Annotated in this window: 21 protein-coding genes; 17 read left to right on the top strand and 4 right to left on the bottom strand. The window is 72.8% G+C overall.

Features of this window, described 5'->3' with window-relative positions:
* Positions 1 to 17: 17 nt before the first annotated feature.
* The 7 genes from ACYVAP_RS14755 (at position 18) to ACYVAP_RS14725 (ending at position 5875) form a co-directional block, all read left to right on the top strand.
* Entirely contained in the window at positions 18 to 1001 is a 984-nt protein-coding gene (locus tag ACYVAP_RS14755; protein WP_498861256.1) for an ABC transporter substrate-binding protein, read from the top strand.
* Entirely contained in the window at positions 998 to 1888 is an 891-nt protein-coding gene (locus ACYVAP_RS14750) for an SDR family oxidoreductase (protein WP_498861255.1), read from the top strand. Before ACYVAP_RS14755 ends, ACYVAP_RS14750 begins: the two co-directional genes overlap by 4 nt.
* A gap of 86 nt (positions 1889 to 1974) precedes the next feature.
* Positions 1975 to 2451: an SRPBCC family protein gene (locus ACYVAP_RS14745; RefSeq protein WP_498861254.1), complete on the top strand. Its 477-nt coding sequence runs from the start codon at positions 1975 to 1977 to the stop codon at positions 2449 to 2451.
* Positions 2452 to 2644: 193 nt separating this feature from the next.
* Positions 2645 to 3013 carry an ArsR/SmtB family transcription factor gene (locus tag ACYVAP_RS14740; RefSeq protein ID WP_498861253.1) on the top strand — a complete coding sequence of 123 codons (369 nt, stop codon included), beginning with the start codon at positions 2645 to 2647 and terminating at the stop codon, positions 3011 to 3013.
* Positions 3014 to 3040: 27 nt separating this feature from the next.
* Positions 3041 to 3913 (top strand): formate dehydrogenase accessory sulfurtransferase FdhD, encoded by an 873-nt coding sequence (gene fdhD, locus ACYVAP_RS14735; RefSeq protein ID WP_498861252.1) that lies wholly within the window; start codon positions 3041 to 3043, stop codon positions 3911 to 3913.
* A gap of 186 nt (positions 3914 to 4099) precedes the next feature.
* Entirely contained in the window at positions 4100 to 5170 is a 1071-nt protein-coding gene (locus tag ACYVAP_RS14730; RefSeq protein WP_498861251.1) for a putative endonuclease domain-containing protein, read from the top strand.
* A gap of 144 nt (positions 5171 to 5314) precedes the next feature.
* Entirely contained in the window at positions 5315 to 5875 is a 561-nt protein-coding gene (locus ACYVAP_RS14725) for an ASCH domain-containing protein (RefSeq protein ID WP_498861250.1), read from the top strand.
* Between the two features lie 221 nt (positions 5876 to 6096).
* Here the strand turns inward: ACYVAP_RS14725 and ACYVAP_RS14720 are convergent, their stop codons facing one another.
* Positions 6097 to 7053: a sugar-binding transcriptional regulator gene (locus tag ACYVAP_RS14720; protein WP_498861249.1), complete on the bottom strand. Its 957-nt coding sequence runs from the start codon at positions 7051 to 7053 to the stop codon at positions 6097 to 6099.
* Between the two features lie 97 nt (positions 7054 to 7150).
* On the opposite strand from ACYVAP_RS14720, the gene ACYVAP_RS14715 reads away from it, so the two are divergent.
* From ACYVAP_RS14715 to glpK, 3 genes are all read left to right on the top strand, one after another.
* Positions 7151 to 8896, top strand: a complete 1746-nt coding sequence (locus tag ACYVAP_RS14715) for a glycerol-3-phosphate dehydrogenase/oxidase (RefSeq protein ID WP_498861248.1) — start codon at positions 7151 to 7153, stop codon at positions 8894 to 8896.
* 155 nt (positions 8897 to 9051) lie between these two features.
* Positions 9052 to 9783: an MIP/aquaporin family protein gene (locus ACYVAP_RS14710; protein WP_498861247.1), complete on the top strand. Its 732-nt coding sequence runs from the start codon at positions 9052 to 9054 to the stop codon at positions 9781 to 9783.
* Between the two features lie 113 nt (positions 9784 to 9896).
* Entirely contained in the window at positions 9897 to 11432 is a 1536-nt protein-coding gene (glpK, locus tag ACYVAP_RS14705; RefSeq protein ID WP_498861246.1) for an FGGY family carbohydrate kinase, read from the top strand.
* 90 nt (positions 11433 to 11522) lie between these two features.
* Here glpK and ACYVAP_RS14700 read toward each other — a convergent pair whose 3' ends face one another.
* Complete coding sequence (locus ACYVAP_RS14700) at positions 11523 to 13061, bottom strand: FGGY-family carbohydrate kinase (RefSeq protein WP_498861245.1); 1539 nt, start codon at positions 13059 to 13061, stop codon at positions 11523 to 11525.
* 107 nt (positions 13062 to 13168) lie between these two features.
* On the opposite strand from ACYVAP_RS14700, the gene ACYVAP_RS14695 reads away from it, so the two are divergent.
* The 7 genes from ACYVAP_RS14695 to ACYVAP_RS14665 all read left to right on the top strand — a co-directional run bounded on the left by ACYVAP_RS14695 (position 13169) and on the right by ACYVAP_RS14665 (position 20399).
* On the top strand, positions 13169 to 14116 hold the full coding sequence (locus ACYVAP_RS14695) for a sugar-binding transcriptional regulator (RefSeq protein WP_264451426.1): 948 nt from the start codon (positions 13169 to 13171) through the stop codon (positions 14114 to 14116).
* 133 nt (positions 14117 to 14249) lie between these two features.
* Complete coding sequence (locus ACYVAP_RS14690; RefSeq protein WP_498861244.1) at positions 14250 to 15347, top strand: MDR/zinc-dependent alcohol dehydrogenase-like family protein; 1098 nt, start codon at positions 14250 to 14252, stop codon at positions 15345 to 15347.
* A gap of 41 nt (positions 15348 to 15388) precedes the next feature.
* Entirely contained in the window at positions 15389 to 16759 is a 1371-nt protein-coding gene (locus ACYVAP_RS14685) for an RbtT/DalT/CsbX family MFS transporter (protein WP_137769188.1), read from the top strand.
* A gap of 47 nt (positions 16760 to 16806) precedes the next feature.
* The gene (locus tag ACYVAP_RS14680; protein ID WP_498861243.1) at positions 16807 to 17598 is read left to right on the top strand and encodes a Rossmann-fold NAD(P)-binding domain-containing protein; all 792 of its coding nucleotides are present in this window, start codon (positions 16807 to 16809) and stop codon (positions 17596 to 17598) included.
* A 43-nt stretch (positions 17599 to 17641) separates the two neighbouring features.
* Positions 17642 to 19342, top strand: coding sequence for a dihydroxyacetone kinase family protein (locus tag ACYVAP_RS14675; RefSeq protein ID WP_498861242.1), 1701 nt, complete (start codon positions 17642 to 17644; stop codon positions 19340 to 19342).
* Positions 19343 to 19371: 29 nt separating this feature from the next.
* On the top strand, positions 19372 to 19842 hold the full coding sequence (locus ACYVAP_RS14670; RefSeq protein WP_498861241.1) for a ribose-5-phosphate isomerase: 471 nt from the start codon (positions 19372 to 19374) through the stop codon (positions 19840 to 19842).
* Between the two features lie 29 nt (positions 19843 to 19871).
* The gene (locus ACYVAP_RS14665; RefSeq protein ID WP_498861240.1) at positions 19872 to 20399 is read left to right on the top strand and encodes a GNAT family N-acetyltransferase; all 528 of its coding nucleotides are present in this window, start codon (positions 19872 to 19874) and stop codon (positions 20397 to 20399) included.
* Here the strand turns inward: ACYVAP_RS14665 and ACYVAP_RS14660 are convergent.
* Both ACYVAP_RS14660 and ACYVAP_RS14655 read right to left on the bottom strand, forming a co-directional pair.
* A complete protein-coding gene (locus ACYVAP_RS14660) occupies positions 20369 to 20803 on the bottom strand; it encodes a glycogen debranching N-terminal domain-containing protein (protein ID WP_498861239.1) in 435 nt (144 codons plus the stop codon). The genes ACYVAP_RS14665 and ACYVAP_RS14660 overlap by 31 nt on opposite strands.
* Positions 20804 to 20858: 55 nt before the next feature.
* Entirely contained in the window at positions 20859 to 21647 is a 789-nt protein-coding gene (locus tag ACYVAP_RS14655) for a ferritin-like domain-containing protein (RefSeq protein WP_264451453.1), read from the bottom strand.

The raw sequence follows: 21647 nt of genomic DNA, 5'->3' as shown, positions 1-21647 counted from the left end.
GCGTCCAGGAGGACACCATGACCGCATCCCGTACCCCCCGTCCCTCGCGCGGCCCCGCCCTGGGCCGACGCTCCTTCGCCGCGCTCGCGGGCACCGGCCTCGTCGCCGCCGGCGCCGCGGCCTGCTCGAACGAGGACCCCCTCGCGAAGGAGTCCGGCTCCTCCTCCGGCGGGTCGTCCGACGGCGGTGGCCCCGCGACCGGCGCCCTCGTCATCGGCTCGCAGCAGTACTACTCCAACGAGATCATCGCCGAGCTGTTCGCGCAGGTCCTCGAGGACTCCGGCGCGAGCGTCGAGCGGCAGTACCAGATCGGTCAGCGGGACGTGTACATGCCGGAGCTCGAGTCCGGGGCGATCGACCTGCTCCCCGAGTACCTCGGGAACCTCCTGCAGTACCTCGACGAGTCCGCCGCGACCGGCACCGCGGACGATCTCGCGACAGCCCTCGGCGAGGCCCTCCCGGACGGCCTGCGCGTGCTGCCCCACGCGGAGGCCACCGACCAGGACTCCTACACGACGACCAAGGACTTCGCCTCCCAGAACCAGCTCGCCGCGATCGGCGACCTCGCCGGGGTGGAGGACCTCAAGATCGCCGCGAACCCCGAGTTCGAGGAGCGCCCCTACGGCCCCCAGGGCGCGAAGAGCGTCTACGACGCCGACGTGACCGTCGTCCCCGTCTCCGACTCCGGCGGCCCCCTCACCCTGCAGGCGCTGCTCGACGGCACCACGCAGCTCGCGGACATCTACACCGCGGACCCGTCCATCGCCGCGAACGACCTGGTCACCCTTGAGGACCCGGAGTCGATGATCCTCCCGCAGAACGTCGCCCCGCTCGTCTCCGAGCGGATCGACGAGGACGCCGCCGCCGCGATCAAGAAGGTCACCGACGCCCTCACCACCGAGGAGCTCATCGCGCTCAACACCAAGAGCGTCACCGACAAGCAGGACTCCGCGACGATCGCGAAGGCCTGGCTCACCGAGAAGGGTCTGCTGGGCTCATGAGCACGCCGGGCACCGCTGGGGCGGCGGCGCCGGTGCACGCGCGGATCGCCGTCACCGGCGCGAGCGGTCAGCTCGGCGGCCGGGTCGCGGCGCTCCTCGCGCAGGCCGGGCTGGGCGCCGACCTGCGGCTCGTGGTCCGCTCCATCGAGCGCGCCCCGCGGATCGACGGGGCCGAGGTCGCCGTCGCGACCTACGGGGACCTCGAGGCCTGCACCGCCGCCTTCGCCGGGGTGGAGACGCTGCTGCTCGTCTCCGCCGGGGAGAGCGCGGACAGGGTCGACCAGCACCGCACGGCGGTCACGGCCGCCGCGGCGGCCGGCGTGCGCCACCTCGTCTACACCTCGTTCACGGGGGCGGCCTCGGACGCCGAGTTCACCCTCGCCCGGGACCACGGCGCCACCGAGGACGCGATCCGCGAAGCGGCGGAGGCCTCCGGCATGCGCTGGACCCTGCTGCGGGACTGCTTCTACCTCGACGTGCTGCAGCCCTGGGCGGGGGAGGACCGCACCCTGCGCGGCCCCGCCGGCGAGGGGCGCTGCGCCTTCGTCGCGCGGGAGGACGTCGCCCAGGTCGCCGCGCGGATCCTCGCGGCCCCGTCGGCCTTCGCGGGGAGGGTCCTCGAGCTCACGGGCGCCGAGGCGCCCACGCTGGGGGAGATCGCGCAGCGGCTCACGGCCGCGACGGGCCTCGAGCACCGCTACGTCGACGAGACGATGGAGGAGGCCCGCGCGTCCCGCGCGCCCTACGGGGCGCCGGACTGGGAGGTCGATGCCTGGATCAGCACGTACACCGCGATCGCCTCCGGCGCGCTCGCCGCGGTGAGCGGGCACGTGACGGAGGTGCTGGGCCGCGAGCCGCTGCGCCTCGAGGACGTCGTCCGGGACTGAGGCGATGACCCGCCGCTGACCAGCAGGAACGACCTGGTGGTCGGGAATCGTGTGACAGCGGCCGGGGACTGCGGCAAGGTGGGGGCATGACGACCTCCGACACGCACGTGACCGTCTCCCGCATCATCGACGCCCCCGCGAAGGACATCTTCGCGCTGCTCACGCTGCCGGCGAAGCACCCGTCCTTCGACGGCTCCGGCAGCGTCCGGTCCTCTGAGGACACGGAGCGCATCACGAAGTCCGGCGAGAAGTTCGTGATGAACATGCACCGCGAGGACCAGGGCGGCGACTACCGCATCCACAACCACGTCACCGCCTTCGACGAGAACAAGATGGTGGGCTGGCAGCCCGCGAACGACGACGCCCCGGACGCCCCGAAGGGCTGGGAGTGGCTCTACGAGCTGCGCGCCCAGGACGCCTCCACCACCGAGGTCGTGCTCACCTACTCGTGGGACAAGGTGACGGACAAGAAGGTGCTCGAGAAGGTGGGCTTCCCGCTCATCACGGAGGCCGAGCTCGAGCAGTCGCTGAACCTGCTCGCGGCCGCCGTCAGCGAGGCCTGAGCCGCCGAGGACGCCCGTAGTGCAACTAAAGGGTTGCACTACGGGCTCCGTCATGCCACGCTGAGGTCACGCGGGACAGGCCCCGCCCGACCGAGGAGCCCCTCATGAGCGGATCCACCGCCGGCACCGCCGCCCCCGACCCCACCGCCCTCGAGGAGCTGGACGTCGCCCGCACCGTGTGCGAGGCGGCGGAGTGAGCGCCCCGTCGGCCGCGCTCGCGCTCCTCGACCCCGCGGCGGACCTCCTGCTGCCCGCCCTCGCGGACCGCACCCGCCGCCGGATCCTCGTGCGCCTCGCCGAGCGGCCGGACGACGCCGGCGCCGTCGCCCGGGACCTCGAGCTCACCCGCCAGGGCGTCGCCAAGCACCTCACGGTCCTCGAGCAGGCCGGGCTCGTGCGCGCCGAGCGCAGCGCTCGTCGGCGCGTGCACGCCGTGACCCCGGAGCGGGTGCGCGAGGTCTCCGACCTCCTGGGTTTCGTCGCCGTCGGCTGGGAGGGCCGCCTCGCCGGGCTCAAGGCGGCCGCGGAGCAGTCCGAGGGGCCGGGGCCGACGTCCCCCTGACGTGCCCGCCGCGACTATCCTCGAGGGATGGGCAGGGTCACCGACACCGCGCGCGTGCGCACCGTCCGCGTCCGCGACGGGAAGCTGTACGCGGGCCGCAAGGGCGACCACGTCGCCGTCGAGGAGCCGCTGGACATCCGCCTGAACGGGCAGCGGCTCTCGCTCACGATGCGCACCCCGGGTCACGACGTCGAGCTGATCCACGGCTTCCTCCACGGCGAGGGGCTCATCGAGCGCCGCGAGGACGTCGCCGAGGCCCGCTACTGCGACGGCGCCGTCGTCGAGGACGAGACCGGCCTGCCCCGCAACACCTACAACGTCATGGAGTTCACGACCACGCGGCCGCAGCTGCTGCCCGTCGCCTCCCGCGCCTTCACCACCTCCTCCGCGTGCGGCGTGTGCGGGGCGGAGAGCATCGAGGCGGTCCGACGGCGCGGCCGCTTCACCCTCGGGGCCGACTGGCGGATCGACCCGCGCGTCGTGCTGCAGGCGGCGCGTGAGCTGGGGGAGCGCCAGCCCGTCTTCGCCCGCACCGGCGGCGTCCACGCGGCCGCGCTCGTGGGCCTCGACGGCGAGATCCTCGTGGTCCGGGAGGACGTGGGCCGTCACAACGCGGTGGACAAGGTCATCGGCTGGGCGCTGCTCGAGGACCGCCTGCCGCTCGCCGACTGCTTCCTGCTCGTCTCCTCCCGTGCGAGTTTCGAGATCGCGCAGAAGGCCGCGCTCGCCGGGGTGCCGCTGCTGGCCTGCGTCTCCGCCGCGAGCTCCCTCGCCGTGGACACCGCCGAGGCCTTCGGCATGACGCTCCTCGGCTTCACCCGCGCGGCCGACGACGGCGATGGCCGCCTCAACGTCTACACCGGCGAGGACCGCCTCGACCTCTCCGCCGTCGAGGGCTGAGCGCACCCCTTTTTTTTCCCCCCGCCGCCGGATGGTCGGATTCCGTTCCACTTCTGGCGTCTAACTGGAACGAAATCGGACCATCGTGGGTGTGGCGTCCGGCGCGCCTCTCCTCCCCACCGCGCCCTTCTCCACAGCCGCAGCCCCCGCCGGCGCGGAGCCCTGGTCCGCTCGTAGCGTCGGCCCATGCCCCCTGCCCTGCCCCGCTTCGCCGGCGTCCTGGAGCACCGCTCCGTCTGGATCTCGCTCGGCATGCACCCGCGCGATCTCGCCTCGGACTCCTTCACGACCGTCTTCCCCGGCTACCTCACGCCCACCGCGTTCCCGTGCTCGCTGAACGCGATGGCCTGGGTGCTGCAGAACAGGGCGATGCCGGGGAGCGTGCCGAGCCACACGACGGCCGCGCTGCTGTGGGGGCTGCCGCTGCCGGCCCGGATCGAGGGCGGGATCGGGCTGCTCCCGGTCACGGAGCAGCTGGGCGACGGGACCCTCGTGGTCCCCGCCGTGCCACCCGGCACCGCGCTCGGCGACGGCGCGGCGCCGCCCGTGCTGCACTGCCTCCTCCCTCGGGGCGGGCGCACCCGGATCGGGCGCGGGGCGGTGGTCCATCGGGGCGGCCCGGTGGCGACGTCCCAGGTGGGCAAGCTTCGCCTCCCGGCCCAGGGCGAGGTGCTCCGGCAGCTCGGGACCACGCTGCGCCCGTGGGACCTCGTCGCCGTGGTCGAGGCGATGATCGGACCGCAGGCCCGCTTCCCGGGGCAGAGCGTCGAGGCGCTGCGGGCCGTGCTCGCGTCGACACCCGGTCGAGCAGGGACGCCAGCGGCGCGCCGTGCGCTCGGGATGGCGCTGCCGGAGGTCCGCTCCCCGGGCGAGACGGTGATGCGCCTGGTGATCGCGGCCGTCGGGCTCCCTCGGCCGGTGCCGAACCTGCGTGTCACCGATCCCCGCGACCGGAGCGTGCGCTACATCGACCTGGCATGGGAGGAGGTCCGGCTCGGGCTCGAGTACGACGGCGACGGGCATCGGACCACGAAGGGGCAGTGGCGCCGCGACGAGGAGCGGCGGGACCAGCTGGCGGGGATGGGGTGGACGCTCGTGCGCGCGAACGGCGATGACCTCCGGCGGCCGCTGCGGATCCTGCTGCGGGTCCGGGACGCCCTGGCGCGTCACGGCGCGGTGGTGCCCGACGCCGCACGGATCCGACGCCGGCTCGCCACGGTCGTCGCGACGCACCCCTCGGCACGTATGGATCGGTGACGGCAGCGTGGCCCGGCTGCTGCTCCGGTGCGCGCGCCCCGGGGAGCGACCCGCCTCTCGCGGCCGATGGTCCGATTCCGTTCCAGATCAGAGCCCGCAACGGAACGGAATCGGACCTTCGCGGGAGCTCCCTAGGATCGTGTCGTGACCTCCGACGACGCTGCTCCCGCCTCCGCCTCCGACTCCGCTCCTGCCGCTCCTGCCGCGGCTGGCGCCGACGCCGGTGCCGTCCCCGTCGCATCGGACGCCGCCGTCCGCAGCTTCTGGGCCGAGGCGCGCGCCGCCCACCCCGAGCTTCCGGCCGATCCGCCCGAGGCCTGGGCCTTCGGCGCGACGCCCGAGCACGCCGACGGCCTGCTGGCCCTCGTGCTCGACGGGACGAAGACCGCCACCGCGAGCTCCCTCGCGGACTACGACGAGCCGGACAGCGAGCCGATGCCCGTCGTCGGCCTCCTCTCCGTGATCCTCGACGGTGCGGGAACGCCGCGCGCGGTGCTCGAGGTGACCGGCGTCGACGTGGTGCCCTTCGACGAGGTGACGGCCGAGCACGCGCACGCCGAGGGGGAGGGGGACCGCAGCCTTGCTGCCTGGCGCGAGATCCACGAGCGCTTCTGGCACGACTACCGGGCCGCCGGGTTCGCGCCGGACATGCCCGTGGTCTGCGAGCGCTTCCGCGTCGTGCATCCCGCACGTCCGGAGAGCTGACCCCGGTCTCGTCACGGCTCGCGCACGCTGCCTATCCGGCGCTGCTCGCCGGGCTCACGGCCTGATCGCTCCCCGTCCGGCTCACGGATGGTCCGATTCCGTTCCAGATCGGCGCCCCGGATGGAACGGAATCGGACCATCGACGGAGGAGCGGCGGGGCCCGGGGTGCGAGGGCGGGCCGGCGATGCGAAGGACTGCCGGGCCGCACCGGCTCCGCCCGCTCACCCCAGGGCGAGCAGGCTCTGGGCGGTGACCTCGTCGACGACGAGGTCGGTGGCGACGCCCGCGCGGAGGGCGGCGCGCAGCGGCACGGCCTTCCGGCTGCCGGCGGCGAGGAGCAGGCGGCGGGGGATGCGGGCGAGCTGGGCGGGGGTCGGTCCGGTGCCGCGGCTGTTCATGCCCACGCCCTGCCAGGTGCCGTCGGCCCGGAGGAAGACGGTGCACACGTCGCCCACGGCGCCGTCGGCCCGCAGGGAGCGGCGGTCCTCGGCGGTGAGGTAGTTGTTGGTGTAGACGTGGCTGGGGACCTCGGCGTCGAAGGCGCCCACGCTGAACACGGCGAGCGTGCACTGGCGCTGTACGTGCAGGACCCGCTGCACGGAGCGCTCCTGCCACATGGCCTCCTTGGTGGAGGCGTGGTCGAAGAAGGCCGGCACGGGGAAGTGGTGGACGGTCGCGTCCCACAGCCCCGCGGCCTTGGCGAGAACGGCGGACACGTAGGTCATGCCGGAGCCCTCGGTGTTGATGGCGCCGTTGAGCTGCACGATCCGCAGTCCCGGGGTGGGGGTGGGGTGCAGCTTCCCCACGAGCGCGGAGATCGTAGTGCCCCAGGCGAGGCCGATGGTCATGTCCGGCTCGATCGCCTCGGCGAGGAGGTCGGCGCCGGCCTGGGCGACGGCCTGCAGGCGCTCGCGCTCTCCGGGCTCGGGCGCGGCGACCACGTGGGCCTGCACGCCGAAGCGCTCGGTGATGCGGCGGCGGAGGTCGTCGGCCCGGTAGGCGCCGGGCGGGTGGAGGCTGATGGTGACGAGCCCGGCATCCCGGGCATCGCGCAGGAGGCGGGAGACGGTGGATCGCGAGACGCTGAGGGTGCTCGCGATGGTCTCCATCGTGTGGCCCTCGTCGTAGTACATCCGTGCAGCCTCGAAGGCGTGATCGAGGCGGTTCCCGGGGTTCATGACCCCAGTCTTGCACGTTCGTGCACCTGGCTTGCCAACGATGCACAGCAGTTCCACGATGGTCGGCGAACACGGCCTCAGCGAAGGAGCTCCTCGAATGTCCGCATCGAAGCGGTCCGCCCTCACCCCCGAGAATCGTGCCGAGCACCTGTCCCGGCTCCGCGCCGCCACCTCCGAGTCGCCGCTGGACGTGCTCGTCGTGGGCGGCGGGGTCAACGGCGCCGGCGCCGCGTTCGACGCCTCGACCCGCGGACTCTCCGTCGGCCTCGTCGAGCGCCACGACTGGGCCTCGGGCACCTCGTCCCGCTCCTCGAAGCTCATGCACGGCGGCCTGCGCTACCTGCAGATGCTCGACTTCAAGCTCGTCGCCGAGGCCCTGCGCGAGCGCGACCTGCTGCTCGAGACGACGGCCCCCCACCTGGTGCGGCCCATCAAGTTCGTCTTCCCGTTCTTCCGCAAGGTGATCGACCGCACGTACATCGGTGCCGGCGTGACCCTCTACGACGCCATGCAGTCCGTGGGCCGCAAGCGCGCGGTGCCCTTCCACCGCCACCTCATGCACGAGAAGATGCTCGAGGTGTTCCCGGGCCTGGACGGCGAGAAGATCGTCGGCGCCCTCGAGTACTTCGACGCGCAGGTGGACGACGCCCGCTTCGTCATGATGCTCGTGCGCTCCGCCGCCCAGCACGACGCCGCGGTCGCGAACTACACCTCCGTCGTCTCCTACCTCCACGAGGGCGAGCGCGTCGTCGGCGTGCGCGTGCGCGACGAGGAGACCGGGGAGGAGTTCGACGTCCACGCCCGCGAGGTCATCCTCGCCGGCGGCGTCTGGACCCAGGACCAGCAGGAGCTCGCCGGGGCCGACGCCGGCCTCGAGGTCCTCGCCTCCAAGGGCATCCACATCACCGTCGCCCGCGACGCCATCCGCGCCGTGCCGGACACCGGCATCATCACGCAGACCGAGAAGTCCGTCCTCTTCATCATCCCGTGGGACGAGTACTGGGTCATCGGCACCACGGACACCCCGTGGAAGGAGGACCCGACGGCCGTCGGCGCGACCTCCGACGACATCGACTACGTGCTCGAGCATGCGAACGCCGTGCTCTCCCACGACCTCACCCGCGAGGACGTCATCGGCGTCTACACGGGCCTGCGCCCGCTGCTGCAGCCGGTGAAGAAGGGCTCGGACAGCTCGACGTCCACGAAGGTCTCCCGCGAGCACACCGTCATGGAGGTGGAGCCGGGCCTCACCGCGATCGCGGGCGGCAAGTACACCACCTACCGCGTCATGGCGGAGGACGTCGTCGACTTCGCGATCCGCTCGAGCTTCCCGGGCCGCCCGAGCCTCACCCGCACGGTCCCCGTGATCGGCGCGCAGGGCCTCGCCGAGCTGAAGCGGGACAAGGGCGCGATCGCCGTGCAGCACGGCTGGGAGGAGATCCGGATCGACCGCCTGATCTTCCGCTACGGCACCCTGCTGCGGGACGTCCTCACGCTGATCGACGAGGACCCCTCGCTCGCGACCCCGCTCGAGCACGCCCCCCGCTACGTGCGCGCCGAGGCCGTCTACGCGGTGCGCGCCGAGGGCGCCCGCCACCTGGCCGACGTCCTCCAGCGCCGCACCCGCCTGGACTACGAGACCCGGGACCGCGGCGTCGCGGCGGCCGAGGAGATCGCCGCCCTCATCGCCCCCGAGCTCGGCTGGGACGATGCCACCGCCCAGCGCGAGGTCGAGACCTACCGCGCCTACATCGACGCCCGCCTCGCCGGCGAGGCGACCCATACCGACGCGGAGGTCGCCGCGGCGATCGCCGCGGTCCCGGAGGTGCCCGTCAGGGCCTGATCCGGTCGGCGCCGGGGCTCACCCTCCCCGGCGCCCCGAGGGCGGGCACGGAGCCCGCCCTCGCACCGCCCCCGCGCCAGCGTGCGCACCCCGCCCCGGCACCACCGGGGCCCCCGGCCCGCCACCTGCGGGACGGCTCTCGACGAGGAGAACCTATGGGAATCATCGGAACGATCCTGCTCTCGGAGATCGCGGGCACCGCGATGCTCATGCTGCTGGGCATCGGCGTGGTCGCGAACCACGCCCTGAACAAGACGGGCGGCCACAACGGCGGCCCGCTCATGATCCACTGGGGCTGGGGCCTCGGTGTGTTCGCCGGCGTCTGGGTCGCCTACAAGACCGGCGCCCACCTCAACCCTGCCGTCACCGTGGGCCTGCTGGTCAGCGGCGCCTCCGAGTACGGCCCCGGCATCCCGGTCACCTTCGGGACCACGATCACCTACTTCGTGGCGGAGCTGATCGGCGCGATCCTCGGCGCGGTCCTCGCGTACCTCGCCTACAAGCAGCACTACGACGCGACGCCCGACGGCCCCACCAAGCTCGGCACCTTCTCCACCGCCCCCGGCATCCGCTCCTACGGCTGGAACCTGGTCACCGAGATCATCGCGACCTTCGTGCTCGTCTTCGTGATCATCCAGTTCGGCAACACCCCGCACGAGCTCGGCCCGCTCGCCGTGGCCCTGCTGGTCGTCGCGATCGGCGCGTCCCTCGGCGGCCCCACCGGGTACGCCATCAACCCCGCCCGTGACCTCGGCCCCCGCATCGCGCACGCGCTGCTGCCGATCAAGGACAAGGGCTCCTCGGACTGGGGCTACTCGTGGGTGCCGGTCGTCGGCCCGCTGATCGGCGGCGTGCTCGCCGGCGTCGCCTCGATCCTGTTCTTCTGATCCGCAGCACCTGAGCCCCACCCCGTGAGCCGCGCGGCGGGGGCGATCCGCCCGATCCGTCCCCGCCGCCGCTCCCACCCCGTACCGTGAAACCATCCGACGAAGGAGTCACCATGTCCGACGCACCGCAGTACATCCTCGCGATCGACCAGGGCACCACCTCGACCCGTGCGATCGTCTTCGACCACGGCGGCCAGATCGTCGCCTCCGGTCAGAAGGAGCACGAGCAGATCTTCCCCAAGGCCGGCTGGGTCGAGCACGATCCCGCCGAGATCTGGAAGAACGCCCGCGACGTCGTGGGCCAGGCGCTCGTCAACGCCGACATCAACCGTCACCAGCTCGCCGCCGTCGGCATCACCAACCAGCGCGAGACCGCGGTGGTGTGGGACAGGACCACGGGCGAGGCCGTCTACAACGCGATCGTCTGGCAGGACACCCGCACGCAGCGCATCTGCGACGAGCTGGGCGGCGACGAGGGCGCGGACAAGTACAAGGAGCGCGTGGGCCTCCCGCTCGCCACCTACTTCTCCGGCCCCAAGGTGAAGTGGATCCTCGACAACGTCGACGGCGCCCGCGAGAAGGCGGAGAAGGGCGACCTGCTCTTCGGCAACACCGACTCGTGGCTCGTGTGGAACATGACCGGCGGCGTCAACGGCGGCGTGCACGTCACCGACGTCACCAACGCCTCGCGCACGATGCTCATGAACATCGACACCCTCGACTGGAACGAGGACATCGCGAAGGACATGGGCATCCCGCTGTCCATGCTCCCTGAGATCCGGTCCTCCTCCGAGGTGTACGGCAAGGGTCGCAAGAACGACCTGCTCATCGACACCCCGATCGCCGGCATCCTCGGCGACCAGCAGGCCGCGACCTTCGGCCAGGCCTGCTTCGAGGTGGGCCAGGCCAAGAACACCTACGGCACCGGCAACTTCATGCTCATCAACACCGGCGAGGAGCTGGTGCGCAGCGAGAACGGCCTGCTCACGACCGTCGCCTACAAGATCGGCGACAGCAAGCCGATCTACGCGCTCGAGGGATCGGTCGCCGTGACCGGCTCGCTCGTGCAGTGGGTGCGCGACAACCTCGGCCTGATCAGGACCGCCCCGGAGATCGAGGACCTCGCCAAGCAGGTCGACGACAACGGCGGCTGCTACGTGGTCCCGGCCTTCTCGGGCCTCTTCGCGCCCTACTGGAAGGCCGACGCGCGCGGCGCGATCGTGGGCCTGACCCGCTACATCACCAAGAACCACATCGCGCGGGCCACCCTGGAGGCGACCGCCTACCAGTCCGCCGAGCTGCTCGAGGCGATGAACGCGGACTCCGGCGTGGACCTCACCGAGCTCAAGGTCGACGGCGGCATGGTCATGAACGAGACGCTCATGCAGTTCCAGGCCGACATCCTCGGCGTGCCCGTGGTGCGTCCGAAGGTCATCGAGACCACCGCCCTCGGCGCCGCCTACGCGGCCGGCATCGCGGTGGGCTTCTGGTCCGGCGAGCAGGACGTCATCGACAACTGGGACGAGGACAAGCGCTGGGAGCCGGACATGGATCCGGAGACCCGCGAGCGCAGCCTCCGCCTCTGGAAGAAGGCCGTGGAGCGCACCTTCGACTGGGTGGACGACGACGTCGAGGCTCTGAACGGCTGATTCATTGATCTGCTGATCGACCGCGTCCGACGCCAGGGGCCGGCGGTCACCTCCCGAGGGAGGTGACCGCCGGCCCTCGTCGTGCCCGCCTCAGGCCTCCCGCTGCCGCCGGGCGAGGGCGTGGGCGACGTCCCGGGTCGCGGGATAGAGGTCCCGATACAGGCCGTAGAGCTCGTCGTACGTCTCCCGCAGGGCGGGGTCGGGGCGCACCTCGTGGTCCGTGCCCTGCCAGGGGCCGGTGTCGATGCCGTGGGCGAGCTCCGCGGCGAGCATCGCCCCGCCGTAGCAGGCGCCGATCGTGCAGCGGGGGATGCGCTGGGGGAGCCCGGTGACGTCGGAGACGATCTGCGGCCACAGGTCCGTGCGGGCGCCGCCGCCCACGGCGACGACCCGGTCGATGCGGGCGCCGGCGGCGGCCATCGCCTCGAGGTGGTGGCGCACGCCGAGGGCGGCGGCCTCGAGAGCGGCGCGGTAGAGGTCGCCGCGGGTGTGGGAGAGGGTGAGCCCGGCGATCACGCCGCGGGCGTCGGGGTCGTGCAGCGGGGAGCGCTCCCCGGCGACGTAGGGGAGCATGAGCAGGCCGCGCGCGCCGGGCCCGCTCGCGGCGGCCTCGCCCACGAGGTCGCCGTAGTCGTCCCCGCCGGTGAGCTCGCGCAGCCAGCCGGTGATCGCGCCGGAGGCCGCCATGCCGCCGGAGAGGGTCCAGCCGCCGGGCGCGGTGCCGGCGGTCGCCCAGAGCTCGCGGCCGGGGAGCAGCTCCGCGGTGCGGGCGACGAGGAAGGTCGTGGTGCCGTACATGAGCATCATGTCGCCGGGGTGCTCGGTGCCGGCGCCGCGGGCCTCGGCCCAGGCGTCGATGGTCCCGGTGATGACGGGGATGCCCGCGGCGATCCCGGGGAGCGCCGCGGCGGCCTGCGCGGTGACGGTCCCGGCGGCCTCGCCGGCCCAGCGCAGCTCGGGCAGCTCGATGCCGGGGGCGACGCGCGCGGCCCATTCCTCGTCCCAGCGCCCGGACCGCAGGTCGTAGAGGGGTGCGGCCTGGCTCGCGGAGGCGTGGTCGAGCACGTACTGCCCGGTGAGGCGGAAGGCGAGGTGGCTCGCGGTCATGAAGAGCCGACGGGCGCGAGCGTAGACCTCGGGCTCCTCCTCGGCGACCCAGGCGATCTTGGGTCCGGCGGCCTGGGCGGTGAGCACGCAGCCGCAGCGCTCGAGGATCGCGTCGTCGCCGAGCTCGGCGCGCAGGCGGTCGATCTGCATGCCGGAGCGGGTGTCCACGCCATAGAGGATCGCGGGACGCACGGGGGTGCCGTCGGCCCCGGCGAGGAGCACGCACGGTCCCATGCCGGAGAGCCCGATCCCGGTGACCTCGACGCCGTCGCCGGCGGGGCCGGTGAGCAGCTCGGCGGCCATGGAGACGAGCTCGTCCCACCAGATCCCGCCGTCCATCTCGACGTGCCCGGGGCGGGGCCGCTCCACGGTGTGCTCGCGCACGGCGGTCGCGAGGACGGTGCCGTCGAGCGTCACGAGGATCGCCTTGCTCGCGGAGGTGCCGACGTCGACCCCCAGCACGGCGGGGGTGACCCCGCGCGGTGCGTCCGTGCGCGGTGCCCGCGTCACGCCTGCTCGCATGCCCTGTCCTCCGTCTCGGGACGGCATCGGGCAGGACGGCCTCGACGCCGCCCCTATCCTGTCACCGTCGGGGTGCCGCCCCGTGACCCCGCTGCGGAGGAGAGCCCGTGCTCGAGACGACGATGGACGTGCAGCTGCTGCACCGCGCCGCCTCGGCGTACTACCTCGACGATCTGCGCCAGGCGGAGATCGCGGAGCTGCTGCACGTCTCGCGGCCCACGGTCTCCAAGCTCATCGCGGAGGCGCGGCGCATCGGCATGGTGCGCTTCGAGGTGCTCGACCCGAGCACGGGGGATCTCGCGGACCTCGAGCTGCGGCTGCGGGAGCGCCTGGGCGTCGCCCGGGTGCGGATCGCGGCGGGCGACCAGGTGCAGCGGGGCTTCCGGGGGATCGGCGACCTGCTGGGGGAGGAGCTGCGGGGGCTGGGCCTGCGGCGCGGGGACGTGCTGCTGCTGTCCTCGGGGAAGACGACCTATGCGGTGAGCGGCATGGCGGGGCTGCCGGAGCTGCCGGGCGTGATCGTGGCGCCCACGGTGGGCGGGCAGCAGGAGCCCGATCCGTCGTTCCAGACGAACGAGATCGTGCGGCGCTTCGCGGATCGCACGCATGCGGAGCCGCGGTTCATGTTCGCTCCGGCGCAGCCCTCGCCGAGCCTGTGGGACTCGCTGCAGGCGGATCCGAGCTTCCTCGCGATCACGGACCTGTGGCGGCGGGCGCGCGCGGTGGTGGTGGGCGTCGGCGAGCCGTACCGCGGCCGTGAGTCGCTGACCTCCGTCGTGCCACGGGACGAGCCGCTGCTCGAGCCGGCGGTGGGGGACATCAACCTCCACTTCTACGACGCCGCGGGCGAGGCGGTCGCCTTCCCGGGCTCGGACCGCCTGGTGCGGCCCTCGCGGGAGCTGATGCGGGACATCCCGGACGCGATCGCGCTCGCGGCGGACGTCCGCAAGGCACCGTCGATCCTCGCGGGCGCCCGGGCGGGGCTGTTCTCGACGCTGATCACCGACGAGCCGACGGCGCTCGCGGTGCTCGCGCATCCCGACCCCGCGGTCTGAGCCTCCTGATTCCTCCTCTGACCTGCGGCGCCCTCAATCGGAACATTTGTGCTTGACGAATGTTCGTAGGTTTGCCTAGTCTCGACACGTCCGCGCCGCCGGGCCGGAACGTATCGAAGGAGATGTGTCCCCCATGAGCCAGTCCCCCCAGATCCCCAGCACGATGCAGGCCGTCGTCATGCACGCGCCGGAGGACTACCGCCTCGAGGAGATCGACGTCCCGCGCCCCGCCGCGGACGAGCTCCTGCTGCGCGTGGAGGCCGTGGGCGTCTGCGCGAGCGACCTGAAGTGCTACCACGGCGCCGCGAAGTTCTGGGGCGACGAGAACCGCGACCGCTGGGTCGAGCCCGGCATCACCCCCGGCCACGAGCTCGTCGGCGAGGTCGTCGCCGGCTCGGAGGAGGCCCTCGCCCACCACGGCGTGCAGATCGGCGACCGCATCGCCTGCGAGCAGATCGTCCCCTGCGGCGAGTGCATGTACTGCCGGCGCGGCTGGTACTGGATGTGCGGCCCCCACGACATGTTCGGCTTCAAGCACTACAGCGGCGCCATGGCGGAGTACATGATCGTCCCCTCCCTCGCCCGCGCCCACCAGGTCAGCAAGGACCTCCCGCCCCACCACGCGGCGTTCTCCGAGCCGCTCTCCTGCTCGCTGCACGCCGTCGAGCGCGCGCAGCTCACCTTCGACGACGTCGTCGTGGTCGCCGGCTGCGGCCCGATCGGCCTCGGCGCGATCATCGGCGCGAGCCACAAGACCCCCAAGCAGGTCATCGCCCTCGACTTCGACGACGACAAGCTCGCCCTCGCCGCGAAGTGCGGCGCGGACCTCACCCTGAACCCCTCGAAGGTCGATGTCGTCGCCGAGATCAAGGCGCTCACCGGCGGCTACGGCGCGGACGTCTACATCGAGTGCACGGGCCACCCGAGCGCCGTCTCCCAGGGCCTGAATCTGCTGCGCAAGCTCGGCCGCTTCGTCGAGTACTCGGTCTTCAAGGACGACGTCACCGTCGACTGGTCGATCATCTCCGACGACAAGGAGCTCGACGTCCTCGGCGCCCACCTGGGCCCGAACTGCTGGCCCGCCGCGATCGGGATCATCGAGTCCGGCGTGCTGCCCATGGACGAGATCTGCACCCACCAGTTCGGCCTCGGCGACGTCCAGAAGGCCCTCGACACCGTCGGCGACTCCTCCGGCGCCTCCGTGAAGGTCTCGATCGTCCCCGGCCTCTGATCCGCCCCTCCCCCTTCCCCCGTGCACGAAGGAGTGTAGACATGACGTTCCCCTCGACCACCTCGTCCTCGGCGGGCACCGCCCCCGGGGCCGGGCGCGAGACCTTCCTGGACCGCCTCGGCATCCCCCACGTCCTGCGCTGGGGCTTCCTCGGCGTGCTGCTGTTCATGACGGGCAACGGCGTGGAGTCGAACTTCGTCTCCACGCACATTGCCGAGGCCTTCGGCGGCGGCGACGACAAGATCGACCTCGCCGCGAAGATCATCGCGGCCTACTCGCTCGCGGTGCTCGTGGGCTCCTACCTCGCCGGCGCCCTCTCGGACCTCTTCGGGCCGCGCCGCGTGATGGCGCTCGGCGTCGGGGTGTGGGTCGTCTTCGAGCTCGCCTTCCTCGGATCCCTCGCGATCGAGTCGGTGCCGCTGGTGGCGCTGAGCTACTTCCTGCGCGGCTTCGGCTTCCCGCTGTTCGCCTTCGCGTTCCTCGTGTGGATCAACCACGTCGTGGACAAGGAGCGCAACGGCGCGGGCGTCGGCTGGTTCTACGTCATGTTCACGGGCGGTCTGCCCACCCTCGGCTCCCTCGTCGCGGCGTTCCTCATCCCGCGCCTCGGCGGCGGCTTCGCCGGCGAGTCCGCCGCCATGCTCGGCTCGAGCGTCCTCGTGATCGCCGGCTTCCTCGTCGCCTGGTTCGGCGTCCGCGAGGGGCACGGCTCGCGCCGCCTCGCCCCCGCGGGCGAGACCGCGAGCCAGGTGATCACCGCGGGCGTGCGCCTCACCTTCACGAACAAGCGCATCGCGATGGGCTTCCTGACCCGCCTCATCAACACCGCTCCCGAGTTCGGCATGTTCATCATCCTGCCCAACGTCATCGCGGGCTCCGTGGCCGACGGCGGACTGGGCTGGAGCCAGTCCCAGTGGCTCGTCATGACGTCGATCGTCTACGCCGGCAACATCCTGTTCAACGCCGCCTTCGGCGCCCTCGGCGACCGGGTCGGCTGGGTGACGACCGTGCGCTGGTTCGGCATCCTCGGCTCCGCGATCGGCCTGCTGCTGTGGTGGTACGTGCCGCACATGGTCACGGCCGGCTCCGACTGGGGCTTCGCCGTCTCGGTCGCCGCAGGCACCGTCTTCGGCATCATGCTCGCCGGCTTCGTGCCGCTCGGCGCGATCATGCCGGCGATCGCCCCGGAGCACACCGGCGCCGCGATGGCCATGTACACGACCGCCGCGGGCGGGGCGACCTTCCTGGGCAGCGCCGTCGTCGCGATCGTCCGCCCGCTCGGCGGGAACGTGGCCGTGGTCTGGGCGTTCGTGGCCCTCTACGCGTGCGCCTTCGCCATGACCTACTTCCTCAAGGTCCACCAGCCGCGGCTGCACGGCCCCGTCCTCGAGTCGGCCGACGAGGCCGCCTGACCCCACCCGGCACCCCCTCTCCGCAGCACCTCACGAAGGAGCACCCCATGAGCACCACCCCCACCCCGTCCCCGCTGTTCGACCTCACCGGCCGCACCGCCCTCGTCACCGGCGGCGCGAAGGGCCTGGGCCTCGCCATGGCCCGCGGCCTCGCCCAGCACGGCGCCCCGATCGTCCTCGCCGACATCGACGACGCAACCGGCGGGCAGGCCGCCCGCGACCTCGCCGCCGAGACCGGCGTGCGCGTGGACTACCGCCACCTCGATGTCACCGACCAGGCGGAGGTCGAGCAGACCGTCGCCGCGATCGACGACGAGGTGGGCGGCATCGAGATCCTGCTGAACAACGCTGGCCGCACGATCCACCACCCGCTCGAGGACGGCGACGTCGAGAAGTGGCGCGCGGTGATGACCCTCAACCTCGACGGCGTGTACCACGTGCTCTCCGCCGTCGGCCGGAGGATGCTCGAGCGCGGCCACGGCAGCATCATCAACACCGGCTCGATGAGCGGCATCATCGCGAACGTCCCGCAGACCCAGGCGTCCTACAACGCCTCGAAGGCCGCGGTCCACAACCTCACCCGCTCCGCGGCCCTCGAGTGGGCCGAGCGCGGCGTGCGCGTGAACGCGATCGCCCCGGGGTACATGCGCACCGAGCTGACCCGCGGCTTCTACGAGGCCGGCGGCCCGCAGATCGACCAGTGGAACCTCATGACGCCGATGAAGCGCCCGGGGGAGCCGCACGAGCTCGCGGGCGCCGCCGTGTACCTCGCCTCCGACGCGAGCTCCTTCGTCACCGGTTCGGTCCTCTCGATCGACGGCGGCTACACGGCCGCCTGAGCTCCGGCCCCGTTCCCCGCACCCCTGACCTGGAGACGCTCCCATGACGTACCTGTTCGACGATCCCCTGTCCTTCCCCTCCGACGCCGTCGAGGGCCTCGTCGCCGCGCACCCCGAGGAGCTGCTGCGCGTGCACGGCGGCGTGGTCCGCGCCGCGGCCACCCCCGCGGGGCAGCCCGCCCTCGTGGTGGGCGGCGGCTCGGGGCACTACCCGGCCTTCGCCGGCTGGGTGGGGCCGGGCTTCGCGCACGGCGCGCCCTGCGGGAACGTGTTCTCCTCGCCGTCCTCGGACCAGGTCCACGCGGTCGCGCGGAACGCGGAGAACGGCGGCGGTGTGATCCTCGGCTTCGGCCATTACGCCGGGGACGTGCTGCACTTCGGCGTCGCGGCGGAGAAGCTGCGCGCCGAGGGGATCGACGTGCGCATCGTCGCCGTGAGCGACGACATCGCCTCGGGGCAGGGCGGGGACCACCGCGACCGGCGCGGCATCGCCGGCGACCTCACCGTCTTCAAGGTCGCGGGCGCCGCGATCCAGGAGGGCGCGGACCTCGACGAGGCGGAGCGCCTCGCGTGGAAGGCGAACGACGCGACCCGCTCGCTCGGCGTCGCCTTTGACGGCTGCACCCTGCCGGGTGCGGAGGACGCCCTCTTCCACGTCCCCGAGGGGCGGATGGCGATCGGCCTGGGCATCCACGGCGAGCCGGGCATCGACGAGGTGGACATGCCGAGCGCGGCGGAGCTCGCCCGCGTGCTCGTGGACGGCGTGCTCGAGGAGACCCCCGAGCTCGACTCGGACCGCGTCGCGGTGGTCCTCAACGGCCTCGGCACCGTGAAGCACGAGGAGATGTTCGTGGTGTGGAAGCACGTCGCGGGCCTCCTCGCGGAGCGCGGCCTCACCGTGGTGCGCCCCGAGGTGGGGGAGCACGTGACGAGCCTGGACATGGCGGGCCTCTCGCTCACGGTGATGCGCCTGGACGAGGAGCTCGAGCGGCTGTGGCTCGCCCCGGCGGACGCCCCGGCCTTCCGCCGCGGCGCCGTCGTGGAGGGTCCGCTCGGCGAGGAGCGCGGGGAGGTCTACGCCCCGGGCGAGGACCCGATCCCGGAGGCCACGGCGGAGTCGCAGGAGGGCGCCGCGCGCGTGCTCGAGGTGCTCGGCGCGGTGGAGGAGCTGCTCACGGGGCTCGAGCCGGAGCTCGGGCGCATGGACCAGGTCGCCGGGGACGGCGACCACGGGCAGGGCATGCTGCTCGGCATCCGTGCCGCGCGCGCGGCCGCGCAGCACAGCGTCGAGGGCGGCGCGGGCGCCCGCACGGTCCTCGTGCAGGCCGGAGCGGCGTGGTCCGCGGAGGCGGGCGGCACCTCCGGTGCGCTCTGGGGCGTCGCGCTCACGAGCCTCGGCCGGGCGCTCGCCGACGACGCCGCCGTCACGAGCGACGCCCTGCTCACGGGGCTGATCAAGGCGGTCGAGGCGATCGAGCGCCTCGGCGGCGCCCAGGTGGGGGACAAGACGATGGTCGACGCGGCCGTCCCCTTCCGCGAGTCCCTCGCCGCGGCGAGCAGCGCGGCCGGCCCCGCGATCGTCGAGGCCGCCCGGAAGGCGACCGCCGCGGCGGACGCCACCGCGGACATCGTCGCCACGAAGGGCCGCGCCCGCACCCACGGCGAGAAGTCGGTGGGCACCCCGGACCCGGGCGCGATCTCCTTCTCCCGCATTGTCACGCTGCTCGGCGAGCACCTGTCCTGACCTGCACCACCACCACTGAGGAGAACCCCATGGCCCTGCGCATCATCACCGGATCCGACAACGCCGGCTACGGCCACAAGTCCGCCCTGAAGGAGCTGCTCGAGAACGACCCCCGCGTCGCCTCCGTGACCGACGTCGGCGTCGGAGGCCGCGAGGACGGCGAGCTCTACCCCAACGTCGCCGTCGCCGCCGCGGAGAAGGTCGCCGCCGGCGAGGCGGACCGCGCCCTGCTCATCTGCGGCACCGGCCTCGGCGTCGCCATCGCCGCCAACAAGGTGAGCGGCATCCGCGCCGTCACCGCCCACGACCTCTACTCGGTGCAGCGCTCCGTCCTCTCGAACAACGCGCAGGTCCTCTGCATGGGCGAGCGCGTGATCGGCCTCGAGCTCGCGAAGGAGCTCGTGAAGGTGTGGCTGGACCTCGAGTTCGACCCCACCTCCTCCTCCGCCGAGAAGGTCGACGCGATCTGCGCCTACGACGGCTCCCTCGAGAAGGGCTGACGCCCTCTCCGGCTTGGTAGGTTCGCGCGATGGACCTCGTCGCCCCGGACCCCGCCCTGTTCCCGTCCTTCCGCGCCTCGATGCGCGAATGGGACGGCGCCCACCAGGACGGCGCGGGCATCCGTGACATGGCCTCGCTGCTCGAGCGGGACGGCTTCGAGACCTGGGTGGCGCAGCTGCTCGCCGAGGAGGCGGAGCCCGCCGGGCCGGGCTTCGTCACCTGCACCTACCGCTGGCTGGTCGAGGACGGCGAGTACCTCGGCAGCGTGGCCCTGCGGCACGAGCTGAACGACTTCCTCGCACGGTTCGGCGGGCACGTCGGCTACGGCGTGCGACCGTCGGCCCGCGGCCGCGGCCTCGCGACGCAGGCCCTGCGGGGGATCCTCCCCTTCGCCCGCCGCCGCGGCGTCGACGAGGTGCTCGTGATCTGCGACGAGCAGAACCCCGCCTCGCGCGCGGTGATCGAGCGCTGCGGTGGCCGCTTCGAGGACGCGGTGCAGGACGACGACGGCCGCACCCTGCGGCGCTACTGGATCGGGACCACGCCGAGCGCCTGAGCGACCGGCACCGCGCTCGCGGCCGCCCACGCCTGGGGGCGGCAGGAGGCGGGGTAGGGGAGCGGCGGCTCGACCTCGGTGGCCGCGTGCCCGCCGAAGAGCTCGGGCAGGCGGTCTCCGAACCCCTCCGCAGCGCGCAGCAGACCGCGGGCGAGCGTCGGGGGTGCGGAGGCCTCCGGGGCGTGCGGCTCCAGGCGGAGGTCGGAGACCACACGGGTGTCGCCCTCGTACACTCCGTCGGCGCCCTCGCCGCGCAGCTCGCCGTCCGGGGCGGACCACATCTGCAGCGGCGCGCGGAGCACGAGCAGCCTGTCGTGCACGAAGGGCTGGTGGCCCTGGTGCGAGCGCGCGGGATCGATCCGCAGGGATCGCGGGGGTTCCGAGGCGCTCCGTCGTCGGCTCATCGGTGCATCGTCGCACGGCGGCCGGATCGCTCCGGGGCGGTCGGGGGAGCCCCGCTCAGGCCGCCAGACCGAGGCGGGCGAAGGCGCCGCGGAAGATCGTCAGCCCGTCGAGGCCGGGCATCTTCTGGACGCGCTTGTCGAGCTTGTCGAGCTCGTCGAAGTGCCCCTCGAAGAGGTGCCCCATGACGTGCTTGACCTCGGAGTCGTCCATGACGCCGGAGCCGACGGGCCGCCACACCTTCGCGAGGATCATGCGGGTGAGCTTCTGCGCGGTCGTGGAGGCCTCGAGGCGCTCGCGGCCCTGCGTCGTGTAGAAGGCGACGTGCCGGGTCTCCTGCTGGGCGATGCGCTGCAGGAGGGGGGAGAGCACGGGGTGCTCGACCATCGCGGCGAGGCGGCGGTAGGCGGCGACGGCGGAGAGCTCGTTCGCGGCGCCCCAGGTCATGTGGACGGCGACGAAGTCGGTGCCCGCGAGGTTCGTCAGCGCGGACTGCTTGAACGCCGCGAGCGCGTTGTACCAGCCGAGCTTCACGCGCTTGGCCTTGACCTCGTCGTAGTCCACGAGGATGCCGTGGCGGGCGAGGACGTCCGCGAGGGCCTTGCCGTGCCAGAACTCCTCGCGGTTCCACATGGTCATGAAGCCGCCGGCGTCCTCCTCGTGATGGGAGGGGGTGACGAGCATGTCCCGCAGGTAGCAGCTGGTGTGGAACTCGACGTCGCACATGTAGCGCAGGTCCCGCAGCGTCGCCTCGTCCAGCGGCTGGCTCTCGAAGAGGGAGAAGTCGAGGTCGTCGTACTGGAGCGGCTCGGAGGTCGTCGTGAACTTGTCGAGGTCGAAGGCCAT

It is taken from the genome of Brachybacterium horti (assembly GCF_054777615.1).
This window is presented reverse-complemented; position numbering and strand designations above follow the sequence as displayed.